The 24,833-nt window shown below is 67.7% G+C and carries 25 protein-coding genes; 19 read left to right on the forward strand and 6 right to left on the reverse strand.

Annotated elements, in window-relative coordinates; genetic code table 11:
* Nucleotides 1-85: 85 nt before the first annotated feature.
* Nucleotides 86-1,435: a serine hydrolase domain-containing protein gene (locus DA69_RS08635; RefSeq protein ID WP_025978325.1), complete on the reverse strand. Its 1,350-nt coding sequence runs from the start codon at nucleotides 1,433-1,435 to the stop codon at nucleotides 86-88.
* A gap of 132 nt (nucleotides 1,436-1,567) precedes the next feature.
* Here DA69_RS08635 and DA69_RS08640 point away from each other — a divergent pair, with 132 nt between their 5' ends.
* The 4 genes from DA69_RS08640 to DA69_RS08655 all read left to right on the forward strand — a co-directional run bounded on the left by DA69_RS08640 (nucleotide 1,568) and on the right by DA69_RS08655 (nucleotide 6,602).
* On the forward strand, nucleotides 1,568-3,370 hold the full coding sequence (locus DA69_RS08640) for a DUF4153 domain-containing protein (protein WP_025978326.1): 1,803 nt from the start codon (nucleotides 1,568-1,570) through the stop codon (nucleotides 3,368-3,370).
* Between the two features lie 115 nt (nucleotides 3,371-3,485).
* Nucleotides 3,486-4,958 carry a sigma-54-dependent transcriptional regulator gene (locus tag DA69_RS08645; protein ID WP_025978327.1) on the forward strand — a complete coding sequence of 491 codons (1,473 nt, stop codon included), beginning with the start codon at nucleotides 3,486-3,488 and terminating at the stop codon, nucleotides 4,956-4,958.
* 143 nt (nucleotides 4,959-5,101) lie between these two features.
* On the forward strand, nucleotides 5,102-5,863 hold the full coding sequence (gene hdhA, locus DA69_RS08650) for a 7-alpha-hydroxysteroid dehydrogenase (RefSeq protein ID WP_025978328.1): 762 nt from the start codon (nucleotides 5,102-5,104) through the stop codon (nucleotides 5,861-5,863).
* A 76-nt stretch (nucleotides 5,864-5,939) separates the two neighbouring features.
* Nucleotides 5,940-6,602, forward strand: a complete 663-nt coding sequence (locus tag DA69_RS08655) for a hypothetical protein (RefSeq protein WP_025978329.1) — start codon at nucleotides 5,940-5,942, stop codon at nucleotides 6,600-6,602.
* Nucleotides 6,603-6,658: 56 nt separating this feature from the next.
* On the opposite strand, the gene DA69_RS08660 is transcribed toward DA69_RS08655, so the two are convergent.
* The 3 genes from DA69_RS08660 to ykgO all read right to left on the reverse strand — a co-directional run bounded on the left by DA69_RS08660 (nucleotide 6,659) and on the right by ykgO (nucleotide 8,497).
* Nucleotides 6,659-7,225 carry a hypothetical protein gene (locus tag DA69_RS08660; protein ID WP_025978330.1) on the reverse strand — a complete coding sequence of 189 codons (567 nt, stop codon included), beginning with the start codon at nucleotides 7,223-7,225 and terminating at the stop codon, nucleotides 6,659-6,661.
* A gap of 571 nt (nucleotides 7,226-7,796) precedes the next feature.
* On the reverse strand, nucleotides 7,797-8,069 hold the full coding sequence (locus DA69_RS08670) for a DUF2312 domain-containing protein (RefSeq protein ID WP_024353345.1): 273 nt from the start codon (nucleotides 8,067-8,069) through the stop codon (nucleotides 7,797-7,799).
* 302 nt (nucleotides 8,070-8,371) lie between these two features.
* Nucleotides 8,372-8,497, reverse strand: a complete 126-nt coding sequence (ykgO, locus tag DA69_RS08675) for a type B 50S ribosomal protein L36 (RefSeq protein WP_003165750.1) — start codon at nucleotides 8,495-8,497, stop codon at nucleotides 8,372-8,374.
* A 357-nt stretch (nucleotides 8,498-8,854) separates the two neighbouring features.
* On the opposite strand from ykgO, the gene DA69_RS08680 reads away from it, so the two are divergent.
* On the forward strand, nucleotides 8,855-10,141 hold the full coding sequence (locus DA69_RS08680) for a lytic murein transglycosylase (protein WP_025978331.1): 1,287 nt from the start codon (nucleotides 8,855-8,857) through the stop codon (nucleotides 10,139-10,141).
* Between the two features lie 214 nt (nucleotides 10,142-10,355).
* Here the strand turns inward: DA69_RS08680 and cysS are convergent, their stop codons facing one another.
* A complete protein-coding gene (cysS, locus tag DA69_RS08685; RefSeq protein ID WP_025978332.1) occupies nucleotides 10,356-11,762 on the reverse strand; it encodes a cysteine--tRNA ligase in 1,407 nt (468 codons plus the stop codon).
* Nucleotides 11,763-11,902: 140 nt separating this feature from the next.
* Between cysS and folE the strand changes: the two genes are divergently transcribed.
* From folE to DA69_RS08750, 14 genes are all read left to right on the forward strand, one after another.
* On the forward strand, nucleotides 11,903-12,517 hold the full coding sequence (gene folE / locus DA69_RS08690; protein ID WP_025978333.1) for a GTP cyclohydrolase I FolE: 615 nt from the start codon (nucleotides 11,903-11,905) through the stop codon (nucleotides 12,515-12,517).
* Between the two features lie 199 nt (nucleotides 12,518-12,716).
* Nucleotides 12,717-13,160: a biopolymer transporter ExbD gene (locus tag DA69_RS08695; protein ID WP_025978334.1), complete on the forward strand. Its 444-nt coding sequence runs from the start codon at nucleotides 12,717-12,719 to the stop codon at nucleotides 13,158-13,160.
* A 135-nt stretch (nucleotides 13,161-13,295) separates the two neighbouring features.
* Nucleotides 13,296-15,134, forward strand: a complete 1,839-nt coding sequence (locus tag DA69_RS08700; protein ID WP_025978335.1) for a gamma-glutamyltransferase family protein — start codon at nucleotides 13,296-13,298, stop codon at nucleotides 15,132-15,134.
* Nucleotides 15,135-15,159: 25 nt separating this feature from the next.
* On the forward strand, nucleotides 15,160-15,948 hold the full coding sequence (locus DA69_RS08705) for a hypothetical protein (protein WP_025978336.1): 789 nt from the start codon (nucleotides 15,160-15,162) through the stop codon (nucleotides 15,946-15,948).
* 208 nt (nucleotides 15,949-16,156) lie between these two features.
* Nucleotides 16,157-17,014 carry an aldo/keto reductase gene (locus DA69_RS08710; protein WP_025978337.1) on the forward strand — a complete coding sequence of 286 codons (858 nt, stop codon included), beginning with the start codon at nucleotides 16,157-16,159 and terminating at the stop codon, nucleotides 17,012-17,014.
* A 35-nt stretch (nucleotides 17,015-17,049) separates the two neighbouring features.
* The gene (locus DA69_RS08715) at nucleotides 17,050-17,298 is read left to right on the forward strand and encodes a helix-turn-helix domain-containing protein (protein ID WP_025978338.1); all 249 of its coding nucleotides are present in this window, start codon (nucleotides 17,050-17,052) and stop codon (nucleotides 17,296-17,298) included.
* 48 nt (nucleotides 17,299-17,346) lie between these two features.
* The gene (locus tag DA69_RS08720) at nucleotides 17,347-18,876 is read left to right on the forward strand and encodes a UbiD family decarboxylase (protein WP_025978339.1); all 1,530 of its coding nucleotides are present in this window, start codon (nucleotides 17,347-17,349) and stop codon (nucleotides 18,874-18,876) included.
* Nucleotides 18,877-18,993: 117 nt separating this feature from the next.
* Nucleotides 18,994-20,775, forward strand: a complete 1,782-nt coding sequence (locus DA69_RS08725) for a M14 family metallopeptidase (protein ID WP_419177552.1) — start codon at nucleotides 18,994-18,996, stop codon at nucleotides 20,773-20,775.
* A complete protein-coding gene (locus DA69_RS08730; RefSeq protein WP_025978341.1) occupies nucleotides 20,772-21,173 on the forward strand; it encodes an MAPEG family protein in 402 nt (133 codons plus the stop codon). The genes DA69_RS08725 and DA69_RS08730 overlap by 4 nt, the downstream gene beginning before the upstream one ends.
* 42 nt (nucleotides 21,174-21,215) lie before the next feature.
* The gene (locus DA69_RS08735; RefSeq protein ID WP_025978342.1) at nucleotides 21,216-22,562 is read left to right on the forward strand and encodes a TldD/PmbA family protein; all 1,347 of its coding nucleotides are present in this window, start codon (nucleotides 21,216-21,218) and stop codon (nucleotides 22,560-22,562) included.
* Complete coding sequence (locus DA69_RS08740; RefSeq protein WP_025978343.1) at nucleotides 22,559-23,368, forward strand: 3'(2'),5'-bisphosphate nucleotidase CysQ; 810 nt, start codon at nucleotides 22,559-22,561, stop codon at nucleotides 23,366-23,368. Before DA69_RS08735 ends, DA69_RS08740 begins: the two co-directional genes overlap by 4 nt.
* A 13-nt stretch (nucleotides 23,369-23,381) precedes the next feature.
* Nucleotides 23,382-23,633 (forward strand): DUF4170 domain-containing protein, encoded by a 252-nt coding sequence (locus DA69_RS08745; protein ID WP_035302662.1) that lies wholly within the window; start codon nucleotides 23,382-23,384, stop codon nucleotides 23,631-23,633.
* Nucleotides 23,634-23,731: 98 nt separating this feature from the next.
* The gene (locus DA69_RS14705; protein ID WP_167309442.1) at nucleotides 23,732-23,893 is read left to right on the forward strand and encodes a hypothetical protein; all 162 of its coding nucleotides are present in this window, start codon (nucleotides 23,732-23,734) and stop codon (nucleotides 23,891-23,893) included.
* A complete protein-coding gene (locus DA69_RS08750; RefSeq protein WP_025978345.1) occupies nucleotides 23,890-24,084 on the forward strand; it encodes a hypothetical protein in 195 nt (64 codons plus the stop codon). The genes DA69_RS14705 and DA69_RS08750 overlap by 4 nt, the downstream gene beginning before the upstream one ends.
* 1 nt (nucleotide 24,085) lies before the next feature.
* Here the strand turns inward: DA69_RS08750 and DA69_RS08755 are convergent, their stop codons facing one another.
* Nucleotides 24,086-24,751 carry a fused DSP-PTPase phosphatase/NAD kinase-like protein gene (locus tag DA69_RS08755; RefSeq protein ID WP_025978346.1) on the reverse strand — a complete coding sequence of 222 codons (666 nt, stop codon included), beginning with the start codon at nucleotides 24,749-24,751 and terminating at the stop codon, nucleotides 24,086-24,088.
* Nucleotides 24,752-24,833: the final 82 nt, after the last annotated feature.

Consider the following 24,833-nt stretch of genomic DNA (forward strand, 5'->3'; position numbering starts at 1 on the left):
GGGGTCTTCCAAAAAAGAGTCGGGATTTCGACGGCTCTTATAGCGAGGCCTGCGCGCGGCTCAAGTCCGTGGGGCCTCAAGCGCTTCAGTCGAGGCTTTCCAGCACCGCACTTGTAAAGGCGGCCACGTCGAACGGCTTGCCCGCCGGGTCTTCGCCGCGCCGCACGATGACCACCTGACGGCTGGGCACGATCACCACATACTGACCCCGGTTGCCGAAGGCGGCGAAGGCGTCGGCGGGCACGCCCTCGGAGCGGTTCATCAGCCAGAAGGTCGCGCCATAGCCGAAGTCGCCCGTCGGCGGCTGCGGGCCGGTCGGAGCGGTCACATAGTCACGCCAGCCCTCGGGCAGGGTGCGCTCGCCCTCCCACACGCCGTCCTGCAGATACAGTTGACCGAAACGCGCCAGATCGCGCGCCGTGGTCCAGACCTGGCTCGACAGGATGTAGTTGCCGCGCCAGTCGGTCTCGGCCCAGGTGTGGGTCATGCCCAGCGCGTCGAACAGTTCGGCCGGCGGATGGGCGGCGAAGCTGGGAGCCGCCGCCATGGTCGCCAGAAGCGTGTCGTTGTTGGCGTAGCGATAAACCGTCCCCACCGGCGCCAGCAGCGGCCAGCCGGGCGCCTGCTCATCGACCGCCACGCCCCCGAAATAGAGGCCGTCAGTGCGGTTTCCCGCCGTGTCGCTGGTCAGGCCCGACGACATCCGCATCAGGGCGTCGACGGTGATGGCCGCGCGCGGGTCGCCCGGCGTGCGCCAGTTGGCGATGGCGGCAGGCGCCTTCACATCCAGATCGCCGCGCTGCACCGCCGCGCCGATCACGGTCCCGGCCAGGCTCTTGGCCACCGACCAGGTGCGCTGCGGCGTGTTCGGGCCGAAGTCAGTCGCATAGCGTTCCGCCACCCGTTTGCCGCCCTGCATCACCACCACGCCGGTGGTGTTGGTCCCCTCGCCGAATCCCTGATCAAAGGCGCGGCCGACGGCGGCCTCCAGCGCGCGGGCGTTCCCCTTGGGCCGGGCGGTCGGCAGGTCCGGGGGCGAGGCCCGGCGCGCCAGCGGGGCGCGTTCAGGCGCGCTGCCCTGCGCATAACCCATCGGCTCGATGACGCAGCCGCGCCCCTCGGTCCAGGTCGCGACGCGCGCCGGAGCGGCCTGATCCCATGCGACCGAGACGGCGTTCCCGGCCATCTCGACCTTCATGGCGCCCACCAGAGGCTGGAGCTCAGGATAGATGCCGACCAGTTCGTTCGCCTCGACGCTCGCGACCGTCCGCTCGGCGCCCGCCGCGCGGGCCGAGTGAACAGCACTGCACACCGTCAGCGCCTTGTATCCCGCCGCCAAGGCGCGGTGATTGGCCGAAGCCTCAGTCTGGGCGAGAACCGTCGTCGGCAAGGCGAGAACGGCGGCGAGAACAAGCACACGGGACGCGATTTTCATGCGGCCACGCTTCAACGCCGGGCCCCGGCTGTCAACGCTTCTTCCTTCTCCTGCGACGCGAGAAGAAGACGCGGGCTTCCCACGCCCGCCTTCGCGCGCCACCTTGCCGGCTAAGCTCAGGAAAGACCTGTCATGACCTACGCCGCCACCGACCCCACCGGACGCGCCTCGCTGGATGGCGCGCGCGGGCTCGCCGCCCTTCGGATCGGCATCGGCCTGATGCAGGGGCTGATCCTCTATCTGCTCTACCGCTCGGCGTCGGACAGTGAAGCCCTGGCCTGGCCTGCGACCCAGCCGTCGCTGTTCGCCGCCCTGGTGCTGGCGACCCTGTTCGCGCCGGTGATGCTGCTGGCGGGCGTCGGGCGGATGGGATGGAAGGCGCTGGCGCTGTGGGGCGTCGTCGCGGCGGCGGTTCTGGCGCTGATGGGCTGGCATGACGCGGCCCAACGGGCGAGCGACTATTTCCACCCGCCCTATCTGCGCTTTCCGGTCGTCGCCTTCGCGGCGGCGGCCCTGTTCATCGCCCACCATCTGATCGTGCCGGCCGTCGCCGCCAGACGCTGGATCGCTGATTTCGACGACTATTTCGACACGGCCTGGAAGGCCGGCGTGCAACTGGTGCTGTCCCTGGGCTTCACCGGCGCCTTCTGGCTGCTGCTGTTCCTGGGAGCGGCACTGTTCCGCGTCATCGGCCTCAGCTTCCTGAGTGACCTGCTGGGCAAGGAGTGGTTCTCCATCCCCGTCACCTGCCTGGTCTTCGCCGTGGCGGTGCAGCTGACCGACGTGCGCGGCGGGCTGATCCGGGGCGTGCGGACGGTGGCGTTGATGCTGTTATCCTGGCTGCTGCTGGTCATCACCGTCCTGGTGGCGGGTTTTCTGGCCGCCCTGCCCTTCACCGGCCTGGACGGGCTGTGGAAGACGGGCAGCGCCACGGCCCTGGTGCTGTCGGCGGCCGCCGCCCTGATCGTGCTGATCAACACCGCCTATCAGGACGGACGCGAGGATAATCTGCCGCCCGCCGCCCTGCGCCTGGGCGCGCGCGTCGCCTCGGTGCTGCTGACGCCGCTGATCCTGATCGCGATCTGGGGTCTGAGCCTTCGCATCGGTCAGCATGGCCTGACGCCGGACCGCATCATCGCCTCGGCCTGCGCCCTCGTGGGCGTCATCTATGCCGCCGGATACGGGTGGGCCGCCCTGTCGCCGCTGTGGCGAAAGACCGCGTGGATGAAGCCGCTGGAGCGCACCAATGTCCTGGCCGCCGTCCTGACGGTGCTGGTCATCCTGGCCCTGTTCAGCCCCCTGGCCGACCCGGCGCGCCTGTCGGTCAACGATCAGATGGCGCGGCTGAAGCGCGGCGCCGTCAGCGCAGCCCAGTTCGACTACGCCTTCCTGCGCTATGATGCGGGCAAGGCTGGGCGCGCCGCCCTGGCCGAGCTGGCGAAATCACCCGACGCGGAAGTCGCCCGTCACGCCAAGGCCGCTCAAGCCTCGACCTCGCGCTATGAGCTGACGGACGCGACCACGCCCCCGCGCGCGCCCAACATCGCCCCCTGGCCAGCGGACAAGCCCCTGCCCGCCGCCTTCCTGGCCCCGACGGCGCCCCCGGATCCGCGCTACGCCTGCAACAGCGACGACAACTGCCTTGCCGCTCAGCGCGACCTGAACGGCGACGGCCGCGATGAAATCCTGCTGGCGACGACCTACAGGATCGCCCTGTTCGCTCAGGACGCCGACGGCCGCTGGGTTCATCAGGGCGACTATCAGGTTCCGCATTGCCCCGGCCCCGGCGCCGGCGGCCGCGACCTGCGCGAGGCGCTCAAAGATCCCGATCTGAAGACCGCCGCCCCGCCCTGGCCCGATCTGAAAATGGGCGACGTAACCGGTCGACTTCAGCCGGAAACCGTCTGCCCGAAACCCGCTGTCGTTAACCCCTGACTCAGGTCTCCGAAACCCGATCTTCATTCCCTCCGTTCTAGGATTGTGTCGAAACGAGCCAGTCCCGAGCCAATGAGGACGGCCGTTCGATGGTGATGTTGAAGGGTGTGCTCCAATGGCCAAGACCATTCTGGTCGTCGACGATGATCCTACCCAGCGCCGCCTGCTGCAGGCGGTGCTGGAGCGTGAATCCTATGCCGTCGTCCATGCCGAATCCGGCGGCGAGGCCATTGATCGGCTGACCAAGGGCGGCGGCGCCGATGTCGTGCTGCTGGATCTGGTGATGCCGGGCCTGTCGGGTCTGGAAGCCCTGGCCGAGCTGCGCACGGCAGGCGTGACCACGCCGGTCATCGTGCTGACGGCCAACGGGGGCATCGAGACGGTGGTCAAGGCGATGCAGGCCGGGGCCCAGGACTTCTTCGTCAAGCCGGTCGGGCCGGAACGCCTGCTGGTCGGCGTGCGCAACGCCCTGCAGATGACCCAGCTGACGGCCGAGATCGGCCGTCTGAGGAAGCGCGCCGCCGGCCGGACCTCCTTCGACGACATGGTCGGCGACAGCGCGCCCATGCGCATGGTCAAGGCGCTGGGCCAACGCGCGGCCAAGTCCTCCATCCCGGTGCTGATCACCGGCGAGAGCGGCGTCGGCAAGGAAGTCATCGCCCGCGCCCTGCACGGCGCCTCGGACCGGGCAGGCAAGCCCTTCATCGCCGTCAACTGCGGCGCCCTGCCCGCCAATCTGGTCGAATCCATCCTGTTCGGCCACGAGAAGGGCGCCTTCACCGGCGCTCATGAGAAACACGCTGGCAAGTTCGTCGAGGCGAACGGCGGCACCCTGTTCCTGGACGAGATCGGCGAACTGCCGCTCGACATGCAGGTCAAGCTGCTGCGCGCGCTGCAAGAAGGCGAGGTCGATCCCGTCGGCGGCAAGCGTCCGGTCAAGGTCGATGTCCGCATCGTCTCGGCCACCAACCGCGACCCGGCCCAGCAGGTGAAGGAGGGCGCCTTCCGCGAAGACCTCTTCTATCGCCTGAACGTCTTCCCGATCGAGGCGCCGGCCCTGCGCGAACGGCGCGAGGACATCCCCGCCCTGGTCGACCACTTCATCGCCCGCTTCAACGTCGAGGAAGGCAAGCGCGTCACCGGCTGCTCGGCCGAGACCCTGGCGCTGCTGCAGGCCCACGACTGGCCCGGCAATGTCCGCCAGCTGGAGAACGCCGTCTATCGCGCCCTGGTGCTGGCCGATTCGCCCCTGCTCCAGCCGCACGATTTTCCGGCCATTTCCGGCGTCGCCGTGCCGCTGGGGTCGATCACAGCCGCCCCAGCCGGAGCGACAGCGTCCGACCCGACGACAGCCGCCTCGCCGGCCGACGGCGACGACGGCCAGCACGACAGCCCGGTCCGCATCACCGATGAACGCGGCCATGTCCGCACCCTCGAAGAAATCGAACGCGACCTGATCCAGCACGCCATCGAGGTCTATTCCGGCCACATGTCGGAGATCGCCCGTCGTCTGGGCATCGGCCGCTCCACCCTCTACCGCAAGGTCCGCGAACAGGGGCTGGAGGAGCAGGTTCGAGAAGCGGGCTGAAGGCCCCGCCATCGTCAGGCGTCGTCGACGACCGGTCATAGGCATGCGGCGCCTGGATGTTGCGAATTTCCGACAATGGAACCTAGCGTGGCCGATCCACGCTTGCTGGTGAAGGCAACGGACAGCAACAGGCGGCGCAGACGATGGACGCACATTTCCGACTGGATGGGCACGTCGCCCTGGTGACGGGGGCTGGCGCTGGAATCGGCCGCGCCATCGCTGAGACCTTCGCTGCGGCGGGCGCCGCGGTGGCCGTCACCGATCTGGACGCGGCCAAGGCCCTGGCTGTGGCGGACGGGGTTACGCAGGCGGGCGGACGCGCCGTCGGCCTGGCCTGCGACGTCACCGATGAAGACCAGCGCATCGCCGCCGTTCAGGCCGTCGTGGCGGCCTTTGGCAAGCTGACCCTGCTGGTGAACAATGCGGGCGGCGGCGGACCCAAGCCGTTCGACATGCCGATGAGCGATTTCGAGCGCGCCTATCAGCTCAACGTCTTCGCCCCCTTCCGTTTCATGCAGCTGACGGCGCCGCATATGCAGGCCGCAGGCGGCGGGGCGGTGCTGAACATCACCTCGATGGCGGGCGACAACAAGAACGCCCGCATGGCGTCCTACGGCTCGTCCAAGGCGGCGGTCAGCCACCTGACCCGCAACGTCGCCTTCGATCTCGGCCCCGCCGGAATCCGCGTCAACGCCATCGCGCCGGGCGCCATCAAGACCGACGCCCTGGCCAGCGTCCTGACGCCGCAGATCGAAGAGGCCATGCTGAAGCACACCCCGCTGGGGCGGCTCGGAACGGCCGACGACATCGCCCGGGCGGCGCTGTTCCTGTGTTCGCCCGCCGCGTCCTGGATCAGCGGCCAGATTCTGACGGTCTCCGGCGGCGGCGTTCAGGAGCTGGACTGACGCCCTTCGGGGTTCCATCGGCGGGTTTTACAGGCCAAACCTCTTCCCTCCTGTTCACGGAGGGGAGCCTTCCACCTTGCTACGTCCCGTTGTTATCGCCCTGAGTCTGGCGTCCGTCTCCGCTCTGACCGCCGCCTGCTCCAACGCCGAGGCGCCGGCCAAGGCTGAGGCCGCCGCTTCCGCCGCGAGCAAGATCGCCCTGCCGCCCGAGTGCCAGAACCACCCCCTTCTGGCCGCCATGCCGACGGCCCAGACCATCGCCGGCAAGCCGCTGACCGAGGTCGAGTGTCAGGCCTTCTCCGTCGCGATGACCTATGGCGAGCCGGGAGCCAGCGCCAAGATCACCCTGATCGACGCCCAGGCGCCGATTCCCGAGGACGCGGGCGCCCTGGCGGGTCTGCTCTCCAAGGCCCAGCAGACCGCCTATGAGAGCGTCTCTCGCGGCGTCATCATGGTCAAAGGCGTGCGCGAGGCCGCCCTCACCTCCCCGACCGCCGTCGCTTCCGTCGGCGGCGAAAACTATCTGTCCGTCGTGATGGACGGCCCCACGGGCGAGCCCGCCGTCATCAGCGTCGAGCCCAAGGACGCCGACGGCCGCGTCGGCGCGCTGATGAGCGTGCTCAAGGGCCGCTACGCCCTGAGCATCGGCATCGAACAGGACGACCTGTCCGGCGCAGACGCGGCGCGCGCAGCCTACCAGCCCTACTTCAGCGCCATGCGCCTGAACGCCTTGCCCTGAAGCAACAGCAGGGCGGCGGAGTTTGTCTCCGCCGCCCCCTTTCGGGTTTTCCCGGATCAGTTGCGGCTGATCGTCAGGCTGTAGCTTCCTTCCGATCCCCGACGCGCCATGGCCCGAGGCTGATAGGGCGTGATGACGTAGGTCGTGTCCTTGGACGCTTTCAGCTCAGTCGTTTCGCCGTCGACCTCGCCTCGAAATACGGCCGCGCCGCTCTGATCGGCCGCATCGCTGATGTTGACATACAGATTAGCGTTCGACGGCTTGAAGGCGACCTTCAGGGTCTGCCCTGACGCCACGGGCACGGCATAGACCGGCGCCGCATACCCCTTCACCGTCCCTTCTTTCGTCACCGAACCGATCCGCTCGAAGGACAGCGCCTCCAGCGTGGAGCCTGCGTCCCTGACAAAGGCGCGCGCGGCCGCTTCATCGACCGCAGGCAGGGGCGAGACCGCGTCCGGCGCCGCGGTTACCGCCTGGGGCGCGGCCGCAGGACCGCCACTGAGATCCGTCGTCGCCGCTGTAGCGGCCTCGGGCGCGGCGCCTGGACGATCCCCGCACGCAGCCAGGGCCAGGCTGAGGCTCAGAAGACCGCCGGTCAGGGCGGCGGGGCCGAAGCGTGTCATCAGTCTTCTCTCTCGGGAAATACGGAAAATCAGCAGGCGCAACGCACAGCCAAGCTGGGCGGTTGCCTTCAGTCTTCTGTCTTGGGCGGCGCAGGTCGGCCCCAGCCCCGCGCAGATCGGCGCGGTTCGCCCTTGGCCTTGGCGGTGATCTCTTTCAACTTGCGGCCCTGCATGGCCGACAGCGGTTGACCCGGCGCGCCCTTTTCCGGATCGGCGAAGGCGCGGCCGTGTTCACGAATCCGCTCCCCGACCGAATCGAGAAACTCGCCCTCCCATTCGGACAGGGAAACGCCCGCCTTCTCGGCCGAGCGGCGGGCGCGTTTCAGGGCGTTTAGCGCGGACCGCTTGGCCGCCTCCTTCTGCTGCTCCCAGGGGCTCAGCGAAGGCTTGGTTTTAAGGGCGCTATCGCCCTTCGGGCTGCTTGAGCGCAGTTTAGAAGCGCTATCGCCCTTCGGGCTGCTTGAGCGCGAAAGGCCGCTGGAACGCAGCTTCGCGTCGCCGTCCTTCAGGCTGCTGGAGCGTGAAGGGCCGTGGGAGGGCTTGAAGGGCGTACGCTTCAGGCCCGCCTCCCTTAGATCTCGCCGAGCGCCGACAGATAGAGGTCCAGAATCGCTTCTTCTTCCTGACGCTTGGCCTTGTCCTGCTTGCGCAGGCGCAGAACCTTGCGCAGCACCTTGACGTCATAGCCTTCGCCCTTGGCCTCGGCGAAGACCTCCTTCATGTCGCCCATGACGGCCTGCTTGTCCTCTTCGAGGCGCTCCAGGCGCTCGATGATGGAGCGCAGACGGCCCTGGGCCGTGGCGGTCAGGACGTCGGGGCTGGCGTCGAAGGAAGCGTCGTCCATGACTGAACTCCAGAACTCATAAACAGGCTGCGCCCTCAAACAGGCCAAGGGCCGTTAGGGCAAGAAATAAAGCTCTCAAACAGGCCGAAGGCCGTTAGGGCGACTAAGCACGCCCTCAAGCAGGCCAAGGGCCGTTAGGGCCGCTTGAGAAAGAATCACTAATCACGCGCAAGGGCCAGGCTCAACGCCGGACGCGAAAAAGCCGCGGACAACGCCCGCGGCCCTGTGGATAGTCATCCCATCCACCGACGATCGGCGCGCGCCTCGCCTTCAGCAGGCGGGGCGCGCCGGATCGCGCCTGATCAGCCTTGTTTGGCTTTGAAGCGCGGGTCGGTCTTGTTGATGACGTACAGAACGCCCTTGCGGCGAACGATCTTGCAGTCGCGGTGGCGACCCTTCAGCGATTTCAGCGAGCTACGGACCTTCATGGTCGGACGTCCCGGATTTGGAGGCCCGTGAGGGCGGGTAAAACAAAAGAGCCGCGGGCGAACCTGCGGCGGAGGCGGTCGTATAGAGAGGCCTTGGCCTTTCGTCAACATTCCGCGCGGGGAATCCGCTGGAGGCCTGGCCTCCGAGTCGAACGGAGGATCTCCGGACATGCACGTCCGACGCGTCGCCCCTCCGCCACCAGGCCGTGCTCAGGGAACGGCACAATGTAAATTCCCGCCCCTTAACCGCCTGCTGTCGAAAAGGGTTAACGGCGCTTTCACCCTTATCACGGAAACTGATCCTGCCTTCGCGCGCTTGTGATTGGTCGTGGAATTCGGGGGCGTTAGCCTGTGCTCATGCGTATCGCTTATCGCCTTGTTTTGTTGGGTTCGGTCGCCGCGTGCGCCCCTATGGTCCCCATGCCGCCGCAGCCTCAGCCGGCGCCGCCGCCCGTGGTCGAGCCTGCGCCTGCTACGCCTGCGCCCACGCCGCCTCCGGCCCAGACCGATCTGAGCGAGGCCTATGACCACGCCAGCTTCGACGCCTGGAAACAGAGTTTCCTTGAGCGCCACGGCGGCGCGCATAAATGGGAATACGCCCGCGAACTGGAAGGCGTGACGCCTAACCCCAGCGTCGTGCGCCTGGACCGCAACCAGCCTGAGTTTTCACGCCCCGCCGGGGTCTACATCCAGAACGCCACCACCCCGGCGCGAATCGCCATGGCCCGCCAGCGCGTCGACCGCGTGCCCTGGGAGGTGACCCAGAAATACGGCGTGCCGACCGAGATTCTCTTGGGCATCTGGGCGCAGGAGAGCGCCTTCGGCCAGGTCCAGGGCGACTTTGACGTCATCCGCTCCTTGGCGACCCTGGCCTATGACGGCCGCCGCCGCGACTGGGCCGAGGAACAGCTGAAGCACGCCTTGGACATCGTCGTGTCGGGCAAGCGCGACCGCGCAGGGCTGAAGGGCAGCTGGGCCGGGGCGATGGGCCAGACCCAGTTCATGCCGGACAACTATCTGAAGCTGGGCGTCGACCAGAACGGCGACGGCAAGGTCGACATCTGGGGCTCGGACGCCGACGCCCTGGCCTCGGCGGCGAACCTGCTGGCCCAGGCGGGCTGGAAGCGCGGCCAGGGCTGGGCCTATGAAGTGACCCTGCCCTCCAACTTCGACTACAGCCAGGCTGAGGGGCCGAAACACCCGTGGTCCTATTGGGTCGCGCGCGGGGTGCGCCTGGCCGACGGCGCCTCGCCCAACAGCGCCGAGGCGGCCGAGGGCGCGGCCATCCTGCTGCCGCAGGGCGCCAAGGGGCCGACCTTCCTGGCCCTGCCCAACCACTATGTGATTCGCCGCTACAACAACTCGGTCAGCTATGCGCTGGCCATCGGCATGATCGCCGACGGGGTGGCGGGCAAGCCGCCCCTCAAGGCCTCCTGGCCCAACGACGGCCCCCTGACGCGGGACCAGAGAATCGGCGCTCAACAGGCCCTGACCCGCATGGGCTTCGACACCCAGGGCGTGGACGGCGTCATCGGCTCCAACACCCGCGCCGCCCTGCGCCGCTGGCAACAGGCGAACGGGCGCACAGCGGACGGATACCTGACCGACGTCTTGGCGGACGAGTTGATCAGAAAAGCGCGGTAAGCCTCTCCCTCTCCTGTTGGGAGAGGGCTTGAGCCTCCAAGAGCCGAAGGCGATTGGAACAGGCGAAAGGGTGAGGGTTCGCGGGTGAAGTCGGCCGCAGGCCGCAGCGAGACGGCTGACGCCGACTGACAGGACAAGCCCCGCACCCTTTCGCGCAAGAACGATCGCTAACGCTCTCGTGCGCTCAAGCCCTCTCCCGCAGGGAGAGGGTTTCCTAGCCCTTCATCCGCCAGGTCGCGCCTTGCGGGCCGTCCATGACCACCACGTTCAGTTCGTTCAGGCGGTCGCGGATACGGTCGGCTTCGGCCCAGTTCTTGGCCGTGCGGGCAGCGGCGCGTTGCTCCAGCAGGCCTTCGACCTCGGCCTTCAGCCCTTCGTCGACGCCCGAGAACCATTCCGCCGGATCGGCCTGAAGCACGCCCAGGATCGAAGCCGCCGCGATCAGCTGGCCCTTGGCCGTCGCCACCGCCCCCTCGTCGCCCGCCGTCATGCCGCGCTCGATCTCGCTGGACAGGGCGAACAGGGTCGCCATGGCCCCCGGCGTGTTTAGGTCGTCCTCGATGAACTTCAGGAACTCCACCGGCGGCTCGACCGAGGCCGCCTCGACCGAGGCCGCGCGGTGCAGGGCGCCGTAGAGGCGGTCGAGGTTCTTGCGGCTCTGCTCCAGCAGGGTCTGGTTCCAGTCCAGCGGCTGACGATAATGCGCGCTCAGCAGGGCCCAGCGCACCACCTCGCCCGGCATGGCCTGCACCAGGTCGTGCAGCAGCAGGACGTTGCCGATCGACTTGGACATCTTCTCGGCGTCCACGGTCAGGAAGCCGTTGTGCATCCAGTAGCGGGCGTATTCGTCATGCGCGTCGTCGCCATGGGCGTGGCCGTGGGCGCAGACGCCCTGGGCGATCTCGTTCTCATGGTGCGGGAAGACCAGGTCGATGCCGCCGCCGTGGATGTCGATGGGCAGGCCCAGCGTCTGTTCGATCATGGCCGAGCATTCGATGTGCCAGCCGGGACGGCCTTCGCCCCACGGCGACGCCCAGGACGGCTCGTCCGCCTTGGACGGCTTCCACAGCACGAAGTCGTGCGGGTTCTTCTTGTACGGCGCGACCTCGACGCGGGCGCCGGCGATCATGTCGTCCAGATTGCGCCCCGACAGCGCGCCGTAGGACGGATAGGACGACACATCGAACAGCACATGGCCCTCAGCCGCATAGGCGCAGCCGGCGTCGATGATGGCCTGGATCTGCTTGGTGATCGCCTCGATGTAGTCGGTGACGTGCGGGGCGATGTCGGGCGGGCTGACGTTCAACAGGCCCATGTCGGCCAGATAGGCGGCCTCATAGCGGGCCGTGATCTCGCCGATGGCGACGCCTTCCTTGGCGGCCTTGGCGTTGATCTTGTCGTCCACGTCGGTGACGTTGCGGGCGTAGATCACCTTGTCGGCGCCGTAGGTGCGGCGCAGCAACCGCACCAGGACATCGAACACCACCGGCGGGCGCGCATTGCCGATATGGGCGTAGTCATAGACCGTCGGGCCGCACACATAGAGGCTCACCCGGTTCGGATCACGCGGCGTGAAAAGGCGCTTTTCACGGCGCAGGGTGTCGTGGATGTGCAGGGCCATGGGTCAGGTCTTTTGCGAGTTTTCTTGCGGGACGGACGGGGTGTCCCATATAGCGGCCTGATAGACACTCAGGGCCGCGCGCCCAAGTCCATATATAATAGTATTCTGAACAGGCGCTCTCGCCGCCGCCGGATCGTTTCATGAGCAGCACCCCCGCCAAGCCCGTCCTTGTCGCCAATGAGGCGCCCCAGCGTCCCAGCCGCGAACAGGCTCTGGAAGCCGTGCGCACCCTAATCGCCTGGGCCGGCGACAACCCCGACCGCCCCGGCCTGCTGGACACGCCCAAGCGGGTGGTCGACGCCTATGGCGAGTGGTTCGACGGGTATGACGCCGATGCGGGCAAGGAGCTGTCGCGCACCTTCGAGGACGTGACCGGCTATGACGACATGGTCATCCTGCGCGACATCGAGGTCGAGAGCCACTGCGAGCACCACCTGGCCCCCTTCCTGGGCAAGGCCTACGTCGCCTATCTGCCGGGCGAGAAGGTGGTGGGCATCTCCAAGCTGGCGCGCGTGGTCGAGATCTTCGCCCGCCGTCTCCAGAACCAGGAGACCCTGACCAACGACATCATCGACGCCATCGAATCGCACCTGCAGCCGCGCGGCGTGGCCGTCATGGTCGATGCGGCGCACCAGTGCATGACGACGCGCGGCGTGCACCACCGCCACGTCTCGACCATCACCACCCGCTTCACCGGCGCCTTCAAGGCCGACCCGGCCCTGGCCGAGCGATTCCTCAAACTTGCCCGGGGCTGAGCCGCAAAGGGCTGTGATACGGGGCTGAATTGATCGCGGCCAAGGCGGGCTTACGCCGAATTCGCAATCTTATTCCCCCAGCGGCGTCATTTCCTCGCATTCAACGGCTTTACAAGCTCGCTTGAGGACGCCAAGAGACGAGCGAGACTTTCAGTTTGGCCCGCCGGAGGGTGCGGGTCTTGATAGAGACGAGGGCGTAATGGGCGCGAGACTTTCTTCGGGCGGCGGCGGCGGCAGCGGCAAGCTGGCGGCACAGAACGCGGACATCAACGTCACGCCGTTCGTGGACATCATGCTGGTGCTGCTGATCATCTTCATGGTCGCGGCCCCGATGGCCACCGTGTCGATCCGTCTGGACCTGCCGCCGGCGACGCCGCCGGCCGACAACGCCGAGCCCAAGGAACCGGTGTACATCACCATCCAGGAATCCGGCTCGCTGTTCATCGCTGAACAGGAAACCACGCTGGCCAAGCTGGCCGGCGACGTCTGCGCCGCCCAAGGCGCCGTGGCCGACTGCCGTGAGGAGCGCGTCTTCGTCCGCGCCCAGCCGGAAGTGAAGTACAATCAGTTCATGGAAGTCATGAACACCCTGCAGGAAAACGGCTACTTCAAGGTCGGTCTGCTGAACGAAGACATCACCTGATCGGGTCTTCCAGTTGAACATCGAAAGGGTCGCCTTCGGGCGGCCCTTTTTCTTTGCGGCAAGCCTATCTGCGGCTTGCGCCCTGCCCCTGTTCCGGCCTCAATGCGCGCGTCGAACGAGGGGGAGTACAACATCATGCGTCGCCGCACTTTTCTGTCGGCCCTGCCGGCCGGAGCCCTGATGGCGGGCGCCGCCCGCGCCCAGCAGGCGCCCGCCGCTGCGCCGGTCGCCAATCCGGCTTCGGTCCAGCCCGCGCCGACGCCCGACCCTTACGCCGGCGTCGGCATCGGCGACCGCATCACCGGGCCGCGTTTCGTCGGCCGTTCGACCGTCTGGGGCGCCAACGGCGCCGCCGCCACGGCCCATCCGGCCGCGACGATGATCGGCCTGGACACCCTGCGGCGAGGCGGCTCGGCCATCGACGCGGCCATCGCCATCAACGCCGCCCTGGGCTTTCTGGAGCCGACCGCCAATGGCATCGGCGGCGACGCCTTCTGCCTGATGTGGGACCCGGCCCAGAAGAAGGTCGTCGGCTTCAACGGTTCAGGCGCCAGCCCGCGCGGCCTGTCGCTGGAGACCGCGCGATCCAAGGCCGGGCCGGACGGCTACCTGCCGCGCTACGGCGCCGTGACGGTCAATGTTCCCGGCACGGTCGACGCCTGGTGGAGCGCGCACCAGCGCTACGGCAAGCTGCCGTGGAAGGACGTCCTGCTGCCCGTCGCCGAACTGTGCGAGCAGGGCGTGCCCGTGCCGCAGGTCGTGGCCTACTACCTCGAACGCAACATGGCCGGCTTCGACCGCAGCGCCGCGACGATCGAGGAAAACGACAACCGCAAGAAGGTCTGGCTGACCGGCGGCCGCACGCCCAAGACCGGCGAGATCTTCGCCAATCCGGACCTCGGACGCACCTACCGCCTGATCGCCGAGGGCGGGCGCGACGCCTTCTATGACGGGGTGATCGCCGACCACATCGAGCGCTATTTCAACCGTATCGGCGGCTGGATGACCCGCGCCGACCTGGCCGCCCACCGCACCGAATGGGTCGAGCCGCTGATGACCACCTATCGCGGGGTCGAGGTCTATTCGCTGGGCCCCAACACCCAGGGGCTGTCGACCAATCAGATCCTGAACATCTGCGAACAGTTCGACCTGAAGGCCATGGGCTTCCAGTCCGCCGCCTCGATCCACATCCAGGCCGAGGCCAAGCGCCTGGCGTTCGAGGACCGCGCCCGCTACTTCGCCGATGAGCGCTTCGCCAAGGCCCCGACCACCTGGCTGAACTCCAAGGCCTACGCCGCCGAGCGGGCCAAGCTGATCAACCCGAACCGCGTGATGGACCGCGTCTTCCCCGGCGACGCCCCGACCCAGGGCGACACCACCTACTTCAGCGTGGCCGATAAGGACGGGATGATGGTCAGCTGGATCCAGTCCAACTATCGCGGCATGGGCGGCGGCCTGGTCGCCGACGGGCCTGACGGCCGCACCCTGGGCTTCATGTTCCAGAACCGCGGCGAGTTGTTCGCCCTGAGCGACGGCCACCCGAACGTCTATGCGCCGGGCAAGCGCCCCTTCCACACCATCATCCCCGGCTTCGCCTGCAAGGACGGAGAGCCGTGGATGGCCTATGGCGTCATGGGCGGCGGGATGCAGCCGCAAGGCCAGGCCCAGATCATCATCAACATGGTCGACTACGGCCTCGACCCCCAGGAAGCCGGCGACAGCCCGCGCTGGCAGCACTACGGCTCGTCCGAGCCGACAGGCCAGCCCGCCGAGGGCGTCGGCAAGCTGCATCTGGAATCCGGCGTGCCGGAGGCCACCAAGCGGCAGCTGACCGCCATGGGCTGGGATCTCGGCCCGCCCGACGGCGGCTTCGGCGGCTATCAGAACGTGATGAAGCAGATCAACGAACAGGGCCGCTGGACCTACGGCGCCGCCACCGAGATGCGCAAGGACGGCAACGCCCTGGCCTATTGATCAGCGCCCACATGAGGAAGACGCCATGATCGCGACTTTGCTAGCCGCCGCCGCCCTTGCTGCGCCTTCCGCCTGTGCGCCCATTCCCGGCGTCGAGGCCCTGTGGAAGGACGAGATCCGTTACGTCGTCGTCGGCGAGATGCACGGCACGACCGAGACCCCCGCCGCCTTCGCCGATCTGGTCTGCGCGGCGCGGGACAAGGGGCCGGTGACGGTCGCGCTCGAATTCTCAGAAGGCATGCAGCCGATGCTGGACGCCTTCATGGCGGCCGAAACCGAGCAAGCCGCACGCGCGATCCTGGCCGCCTATCCGCATGGTCCCTTCGTCCACCACGACGGGCGCGGCAGCGTCGCCATGCTGGACCTGCTGCTGCGCCTGCGGGCGATGAAACGTGAGACGCCCAGCCTCAAGGTCGTCGCCTTTGCGCCCGACAGCCCGCGCGTTCAGGGCTTCAGCCAGTCCTATTACGACCTGGACATGGCCCACCGACTGGCGACCGCCGCCCGCAAGGCGCCCGATAGCCGGATGCTGGTTCTGGTCGGCAACATCCACGCGCAACGGAAAACGATCGAGCGCATGAACCTGATTCCGGCCGTCGTGCACCTGCCGCCTGCCGAGGTCCTGAGCCTCTACGTCGTTCAGCAGGGCGGAACATCCTGGAACTGCCGCCGCGACGGCTGCGGCCCGGCCCCCTTGCCTATGTCTTACGACGCGGCTGTACGGGGTGTGATCGTCCAGCCGTACGAGAACGGCGCCTTCGACGGCGTCCTTGCTCTGGGCCCAACCACCGCCGCCGAACCCGCCAAGCCTTGATCTGACGCGGCGTCCATCGCCTAGACGGTTAGCCCGCCCTGATCAGCGTCCACGCCCCCAGCGACTTCGGCGCGCGTCGCATCGGTCACGAGGGAGCCTTCCGCGAGGGGATGGAGCCGCTGAAGGACCGGATTTTCCACTGGCTGGACAATGGCGACGCCCGAGCGGGCGCCTATATCGAAGGCTCCTGAATCTCGCGGAGCCTCCCATGCCCTATTCCAACCAGCCGACCGTCACCGCCTCGGGCGTGGAGATTCCGCTGCTGGGCTTCGGCACCTGGCAACTGGAGCCCGACGACGCCCGCCGCATGGTGCGCGAGGCCCTGCGCATCGGCTATCGCCACATCGACACCGCCTGGATCTACAAGAACGAGAAGACGGTCGGCGACGGCATCGCCGACGCCGTGGCCGAAGGGATCGTCACGCGCGACGACATCTTCGTCACCACCAAGATCTGGGTCGAGCATTTCCATCGCGACGCCCTGCTGCGTCAGGCCGAGGAATCGGCGCTCAGCCTGGGCCTGACGCCCGACCTTCTGCTGCTGCACTGGCCCAAGCCGACGCCCGCTCTGGATGAGACCATCGGCGCCCTGAACGAGGCGCAGGAGAAGGGGTTCACCCGCCACATCGGCTTGTCCAACTTCCCTTCAGCCCTATTCCGCCAAGCGGCCGCCCTGTCGACGGCGCCGCTGATCACCAACCAGGTCGAGTATCACCCCTATCTGTCGCAGAAGACGCTGATCGAGACGGCGCGCGAGCTCGGCTCTTCCATCACCGCCTGGTCGCCGCTGGCTCAGGGCCAGATCGCCGACGACGCCGTGATCGGCGACATCGCCAAGGCGCACGGCAAGACCCATGGCCAGGTGACGCTGCGCTGGATCATCCAGCAGGGCGTGATCGCCATTCCGCGCACCGCCAAGGAAACCCGCGCCGCCGAGAATTTCGACATCTTCGACTTCGAGCTGTCGGCGGAGGAGATGGCGCGCATCCACGCCCTGGCCCGTCCCGACGGGCGCCTGGGCGACTGGCTGGACGCCGCCTTCCAATGGGATAAGGATGCCGTCTGACAGCGCCATCTGATCAGGGCGTCGGGAGGCGAAGGATGGGTTCGGTTCTGGGGTTCCCTAACATTGACCCGGTCGACGCCGTCATCGGCGCCCGTATTCGGCGCTGGCGAGATCAGCGGGGCGTCGCTTCGTCCGATCTCGCCGCCGCCCTGAACCTGACGCCCGAGGCCCTGCGACGGGTCGAGGCGGGCCGCCAGCATCTGGATTCCGCCGGCATCGAAGCCGCCACTCGCGCCCTTCGCCTGCCGGTGTGGGCGCTGGTGTCCGACGTCCCGGTCTATTGACGCGCGCATGGCGTGACAGACGGGCGATTGCCGCCTAAGCGTCAGCGCATGGCCTACAAGTCCCTGCGCGATTTTCTTGCGACCCTCGAAGCCGACGGCGAACTGGTCCGCGTGTCGGAGCCCGTCTCCACCACCCTGGAGATGACCGAGATCCAGACCCGCCTTCTTCGGAATGGCGGCCCGGCGGTGCTGTTCGAGAAGCCGGTCATGCCCGACGGCTCGATCAGCCCCATCCCCTGCCTGGCCAACCTGTTCGGCACGGTGAAGCGGGTCGCCATGGGCGTGACGCTGGAGGGCAAGCAACGCACCACGGCGGGCGAGCTGCGCGAAGTCGGCGAACTGCTGGCCTTCCTGCGCAACCCGACGCCGCCGCGCGGATTCTCCGACGCGATGGAGATGCTGCCCCTGGCCCAGACCGTCATGTCCATGCGGCCCAAGACGGTGAAGAAGGCTCCGGTGCAGGAGGTGGTGCTGAAAGGCGATCAGATCGACCTGACCGCCCTGCCCATTCAGGGCTGCTGGCCCGGCGAGCCCGCGCCGCTGATCACCTGGGGTCTGGTCGTCACCAAGGGGCCGTCGGACGACCGCGAGGACGACTTCAACCTGGGCATCTATCGGATGCAGGTGCTGGGCAAGGACAAGGCGATCATGCGCTGGCTGGCCCATCGCGGCGGGGCCCAGCACTACGCCCGGCACAAGAAGGCGGGCAAGCGCGAGCCCCTGCCCTGCGCCGTCGTTCTGGGCGCCGATCCGGGGACCATCCTGGCCGCCGTGACCCCGGTGCCGGAGACCCTGTCGGAGTATCAGTTCGCCGGCCTGATGCGCGGCTCCAAGGCCGAGCTGGTTCCGTGCAAGACCGTACCGTTGATGGTCCCGGCCAACGCCGAGATCGTGCTGGAGGGCCACGTCCTGCTGGACGAGTTCGAGGACGAGGGCCCCTACGGCGACCACACCGGCTACTACAATTCGGTCGAGAAGTTCCCGGTCTTCCAGGTGACGGCTATCACCATGCGGAAAGACCCCATCTATCTGACCACCTTCACCGGCCGTCCGCCGGATGAGCCGAGCGTACTGGGCGAGGCGCTGAACGAGGTCTTCATTCCCCTGATCCGGCAGCAGTTCCCCGAGATCACCGACTTCTGGCTGCCGCCCGAGGGATGCAGCTATCGCATCGCCGTGGTGTCGATGAAGAAGGCCTATCCGGGCCACGCCAAGCGGGTGATGATGGGCTGCTGGAGCTATCTGCGCCAGTTCATGTACACCAAGTGGATCATCGTCGTGGACGACGACATCAACGCTCGCGACTGGAAAGACGTCATGTGGGCCGTCTCGACCAAGATGGACCCGGCGCGCGACATCACCGTCATCGAGAACACCCCCATCGACTACCTGGACTTCGCCAGCCCCGAGAGCGGCCTGGGCTCCAAGATCGGTCTGGACGCCACCGACAAGTGGGAGCCCGAGACCAAGCGCGAATGGGGCGAGGAAATCCGCATGGACGAGGATGTGATCGAACGGGTCAACGACATCTGGGATCGCCTGGGCCTGCCGGGCGACAAGACTCCGATCTGGAAATAGCTGACTTCTCCCGGTGGGAGAGGGCTGAAAGCTTGCCTCATCGGACCATTCGGCCCACCAAAGCGCATGCGCTCCTGTCTGCTGTTCGCCGCCGCCCTTCTGCTTGCGAGTCCCGCCATGTCCCAGACGCCCCCATCGGCCCTGCCCAATGTCGCGCCGTGGGATCAGGCCTTCCTTCCGCCTGCGCCTGCCTGGAACGGCCCTAGCCGCGCCCTGTTGCGCGACGCCGCCGACCCCTGGGTCACGGGCTTCGAGGCCGATGCGGCGCATGACTTCTCGCCGACCTACGCCGACACCCGCGCTTGGTTCGACAAGCTGGACGCCGCCAGCGACCTGATCCGCATCGAACAGTTCGGAACCTCGCCGGAGGGGCGCCCGATCTACGCCGTGATCGCCTCCAAGGACGGCGCGACCTTCGATCCGAACAAGCCCGTCCTACTGGCCCAGGCCGGGATCCATCCCGGCGAGATCGACGGCAAGGACGCGGGCATGATGCTGCTGCGCGACATCGCCTTTTACGGCAAGGACGGCCTGCTGGACCAGGCCAACCTGATCCTGATCCCGATCCTGAGCGTCGACGGCCATGAGCGCACCGGCCCGTATTCCCGCCCCAACCAGCGCGGGCCGCGCAATCAGGGCTGGCGCCACACGGCGACGAACCAGAACCTGAACCGCGACTTCATGAAGCTGGATCAGGCCGAGATGCAGGCCGTCATGGGCCTGATTCACAAGTATCAGCCGGACCTCTACGTCGACATCCACGTCACCGACGGCATCGATTATCAATACGACGTCACCTTCGGCTACAACGGCGAGGACGGCGTCTGGAGCCGCAGCCCGGCCATCGCCAAATGGCTGGACGCCGCCTTCAAGCCCGTCATGTACGAGGCGCTGGAGGCTCAAGGGCACATCCCCGGCGAACTGATCTTCGCCATCGACGACCGCGATCCCAAGAAGGGCCTGAACGACGGCGGTCTGGGCGAGCGCTTCTCCAACGGCTGGGGCTCGGCGGCCCACATCCCGACCATATTGATCGAGAACCACAGCCTGAAGCCGCACGAACAGCGGGTGCTGGGAACCTACGTCTTCCTCGAACAGGCGCTGAAGCTGCTCGCTGAAAAGTCCGGCGACCTGCGCGCCGCCATCGCCGCCGACCGCGCCCTGCGCCCCGCCGAACTGCCCGCCAATTTCGCCAGCGACGAGACGCCCACGCGCACCCGCCCCTTCAAGGGCATCCGCTATGAGACGTTCGACAGCGTGGCCTCGGGCCGCCCCGAGATCCGCTGGCTGGGCCAGCCGGACGCCGAACTTTGGCAGATGCCCTTCTACGGTTCGCACCCCACGCTGACGCTGAAGCGGCCGAGCGCCTATTGGGTGCCGTCCTATCGTCAGGACGTGATCGAGCGCCTGCGCACCCACGGCGTGCAGATGGAGACGCTGGACGCCCCGCGCACCGTCGCCGTCGAAATGCTGCGCCTGGTCGATCCCAAGGTGTCGGGCCGCACCAACGAAGGCCATGTGCCGATCTCGGTCAGCGACGTCCGGCCCGAGGCCCACGACTGGACCTTCCCTGTCGGCTCCGTGCGCGTGCCGACCGATCAGCCGATGGGCGACGTCGCCATCCTGCTGCTGGAGCCGCAGTCGAACGAGAGCTTCTTCGCCTGGGGCATGTTCCCCGAGGTGCTGAACCGCGTCGAATACATCGAGGCCTACGCCATCGCCCCGCTGGCCGAAAAGATGCTGGCCGCCGATCCGGCGCTGAAGGCCGCGTTCGAGGCGAAACTAGCGGCCGACCCCGCCTTCGCCGCCGACGGCGATGCGCGCCTGGCCTGGTTCTATGAGCGCACGCCCTTCTACGACCAGCGCTATCGCCTCTATCCGGTGGGGCGTGAGAAGTGAGCCTGATCCCGACCATTCAAGCGGCCGCCCTGTGGGGCGGACTGCTGATCCTCCTGCTGCTGGTCCTGTCGGGCGTGGTGGTGAACCGGCGGCGCAAACATCTGGTCGAGTTCGGCGACGGCGGCGTGCGCGAACTGGTCTGCGCCACCCGCGCCTTTTCCAATGCGGCCGAATACATCCCCGCCGGCATGTGCGGCCTGATCCTGCTGGCCTTCCTCGGCGCCCCGGCCCTGTTGATCCATGCGGTCGGCGGGATGCTGTTCGCCGGGCGGGTGATTCATGCGCTGGGCCTGCTGTTCCAGGAAGGGCCGTCGCTGGGCCGTTCGGTCGGCATGATCCTGACCTGGCTGGCCCTGCTGGTGGCCGCGGTCAGCCTGATCGCCTGGTCCATTCTCTAGTCTGGCTGTTGCGGGCGCGGGTTCCGTCCGCCATATCGGGGCATGTCCGATAAGACGCCCTCCCCCGACATCCTGAACGATCTGATCTCCGCCGCGCTGAAGGCCGGCGCCGATGCGGCCGAGGCCGTGTCCGCCCATCGCGCTTCCCTGTCCGTCGGCGTGCGCAACGGCGCGCTGGAAGACGTGGAGCGTGAAGAAGCCCGCGACCTGGGCCTGCGCGTCTTCATCGGGCGGCGTCAGGCGACGGTGTCCGCCTCTGACCTGTCCGACGCCACCCGCGCCCGTCTGGTGGAGCGCGCCGTGGCCATGGCGAAGCTGGCGCCGGAAGATCCCTACGCCTCGCTCGCGCCGCAGGACCGGCTGGCCGCCGCGCCCCATGCCGATCTCGACCTCTATGATCCCGCCGAACGCTCGGCCGAAGCGCTCGAAGCGGCCGCCGCCGAAGCTGAGGCCGCGGCTCTGGCCGTATCCGGCGTGTCCAAGTCGGAAGGCGGCCACGCCTCATGGTCCGCCAGCGAGTGGCGCCTCGTCACCTCGCACGGCTTCGACGGCCGCCATCGCGGCAGCGCCTTCTCTCTGGGCGTCGGCGTCATCGCCGAGAAGGACGGCGCCATGGAGCGCGGCGGCGAAAGCCGCACCGTCCGCCACCTGTCCGACCTGCCGGACGCCGCCTCCATCGGCCTGAAGGCGGGCGAGCGCGCGGTCGCCCGCGTCGGCCCGCGCAAGATCGCCTCGACCACCGCCCCCGTCATCTTCGAGAACCGCGTCGCCACCCAGGTGCTGTCGCCGCTGCTGGGCGCCATCTCCGGCCCGTCGATCGCGCGCGGCAGCTCCTTCCTGAAGGACAAGCTGAACCAGAGCGTCCTGCCGACCGGCGTCGATCTGGTCGACGACCCGTTCCGCCCGCGCGGCCTCGGCTCCACCCCCTTCGACGACGAGGGCGTGGCCGTCGAACGGCGCGAGATCGTCAGGGACGGCGTGCTGACCACCTGGCTGCTGAACACGGCCTCAGCGGCGCAGTTGGGCCTTCAGACCACCGGCCACGCCTCGCGCGGGCTGGCGGGGCCGTCGGGCGTCTCGACCCACAACCTGCATCTGACGCCGGGCGAAGGCGATCTGGACGCCCTGATGGCCCAGGCCGGGACCGGCCTGCTGATCACCTCCATGTTCGGCCCCTCGCTGAACGGCAACACCGGCGACTGGTCGGCGGGCGTGTCCGGCTTCTGGTTCGAAAACGGTCAGCGCGCCTATCCGGTCAGCGAAGTCACCGTGGCGGGCAATCTGATCGACCTCTACGCCCGGCTGCAGCGCGCGGGAGACCTGGAGTTCCGCAGCGCGTTCAACAGCCCCTCCCTGCTGTTCGACAAGGTGGCGATCGCAGGCAAATGAGCGACGCTTCTTCAGCGCTTTGGGCCGCCGACCTCGCCCTGATCCGCGACGCGGCGCTGGCCGCAGGCCGGCTGGCGCTCGAACACCGCGAGGCCGGGCTGAAGGTCTGGTCCAAGGACGGCGGCTCGCCCGTCACCAGCGCCGATCTGGCGGTGGATCAGCTGCTGCGCGACACGCTCCTGACCGCCCGCCCCGACTACGGCTGGCTGTCCGAAGAGACGGCCGACAGCACGGAACGCCTGTCGAAGAAGCGCATCTTCGTGGTCGACCCGATCGACGGCACGGTCGCCTTCATGAAGAACAAGCCGTGGTGGTGCGTGCCCATCGCCGTGGTCGAGGACGGCCGCCCGGTCGCCGCCGTCATCCACGCCCCGATGATGGACGAGCTGTTCGAGGCGACGCTGGGCGGCGGCGCGCGCCTGAAGGGACGGCCGATCAGCGCGTCCGACACCGACGACCTGGAGGACGCCGAGCTTCTGGCCGACGCCCGGCTGATGGAGGCGCGCGAATGGGACGAGCCGTGGCCGCCGATGCGCTTTTCCAAACGCAACGCCCTGGCCTATCGCATGGCCCTGGTGGCGGCCGGGGCCTTTGATGCGGCCATCGCCATCAGCCCCAAATGGGACTGGGACGTCTGCGCCGGCGCCCTGATCGCCGAAGAGGCCGGGGCGAAGGTCAGCGACCACATGGGCCGTCCCTGGCGCTTTAATCGCCCCGATCCGCGTCAAACCAGCCTGATATGCGCAGCACCGGCCCTTCACCCGTTGATCGTAAGGCGCACAGCGCCTATCCCGCTGGCCATCTGACATTCCTCCCGCAATGGACCCCCTCTCCATGGCCGACTCTCACGATCCCCAACTGCTTCACCTCGTCATCGGCGGCGAGATGCGCCACCCGGCCGAGCCGGTCTTCCGCGATCTGTCCCAGGTCGAGTTCGTCGGCGCCTTCGGCAACTATGAAGAAGCCAAGAAGGCGTGGAAGGCCCGCGCCCAGGCGACCGTCGACAACGCCCACATGCGCTATTTCATCCTCCACGCGCACAAGCTGATCGACCCGCGCAGCGACGTCTGATCCAGCGCTCAGGGCGTCATCACGCCGCTGTTCCGGAACCGTCGAGGCGGCTGATGCGCTTTCGTGTCAGTCGCCTTTGTTCTTGAACAGGATTTCACATGCTGCCGACGATCATTGTGCTGCTGCTGGTCGTGGTCGCTGTCGCGGCGATCGTCTGGGTCGTGCGTAGGGGCCCCAAGCACGTCCCCCGTCCCGGCGAGGATCAGGACACCGCCTGGAACGACCCCATCACCCCGGCTGATCGAGACCCTCGACCTTGACCTTTTTCGGCCAGTCGCTGGACGGCCAGCAGATTTTCAGCCTGGTCTCCATGCTCGCCGTGTTGGCGCTTTGCATGGTCACCTTGCGGCGCCGCATCGAACACGACCGTCAAATGAAACGGTGGAAAAAAGAGCAGTCCGTGCGTCAGGCTCCGTCTCGCGGCCCCGAGCCCGGCGGCCCGTGGGGCTGAGCTATTCCCGTCTCAGCAGGCGATCCACCACCAGCTTGCCCCACCAGCCGGCCTTGAACTCGGCCCGAATGGCCTTGGGATCATAGGCGTCGCTTTCGACCCAGTCCTCGAAGCTGACGCCCGTGGGTTCGACCTCGGCGACATATTTCTCGAGCGTATAGTCCAGCACGCCGGTCAGCCCCTCGCGGCTGTGCAGGGTGCGCTTGCCCAGCTCCTTCATCGCCGCCGAGATCGGCTCGCCCAGGTGGAAGTGGCGATAGAAGACCGCCATCATCCCCGCCCGGTCCGCGCCCGACTTGCAGTGGATCAGGGCCGGATACTCCATCGTCTGGAACAGGGCCTTGGCCCGGCGCACCCGGTCCTTGCCCGGCGGATCGCGCGAATCCAGCGGCGCGTCGATCAGGGTCAGGCCCAGCCGTTCGCAGGCGTCCTTCTCCAGCCAGTAATAGGCCTCGTCCCTCTGGCCGCGCAGATTGACGACGGTGCGGACGCCCTGCCGCTTCCACCAGGCCAGCTGGCGCGGCGACGGCTGATTGGTCCGCACCAGGTCCGGTCCTAGCCAGTGGGCGTTGGTGAACGCCGTGCGCAGAAAGGCGTGATCCTTCCAGAAATAGGACCAGCGCGCCTTGAAACGGCCGAACGGCGTAGTCAGATCGTAGCGCCCCATGACGGCGAGATAGCGCCGTTTGCACCCGGCGTCACCCGTCCCAAGGCCGTCTCTCTCGCGCGCGGCCGCTTGACTTGACGCC

The organism is Brevundimonas naejangsanensis, assembly GCF_000635915.2.
GTDB lineage: Bacteria > Pseudomonadota > Alphaproteobacteria > Caulobacterales > Caulobacteraceae > Brevundimonas > Brevundimonas sanguinis.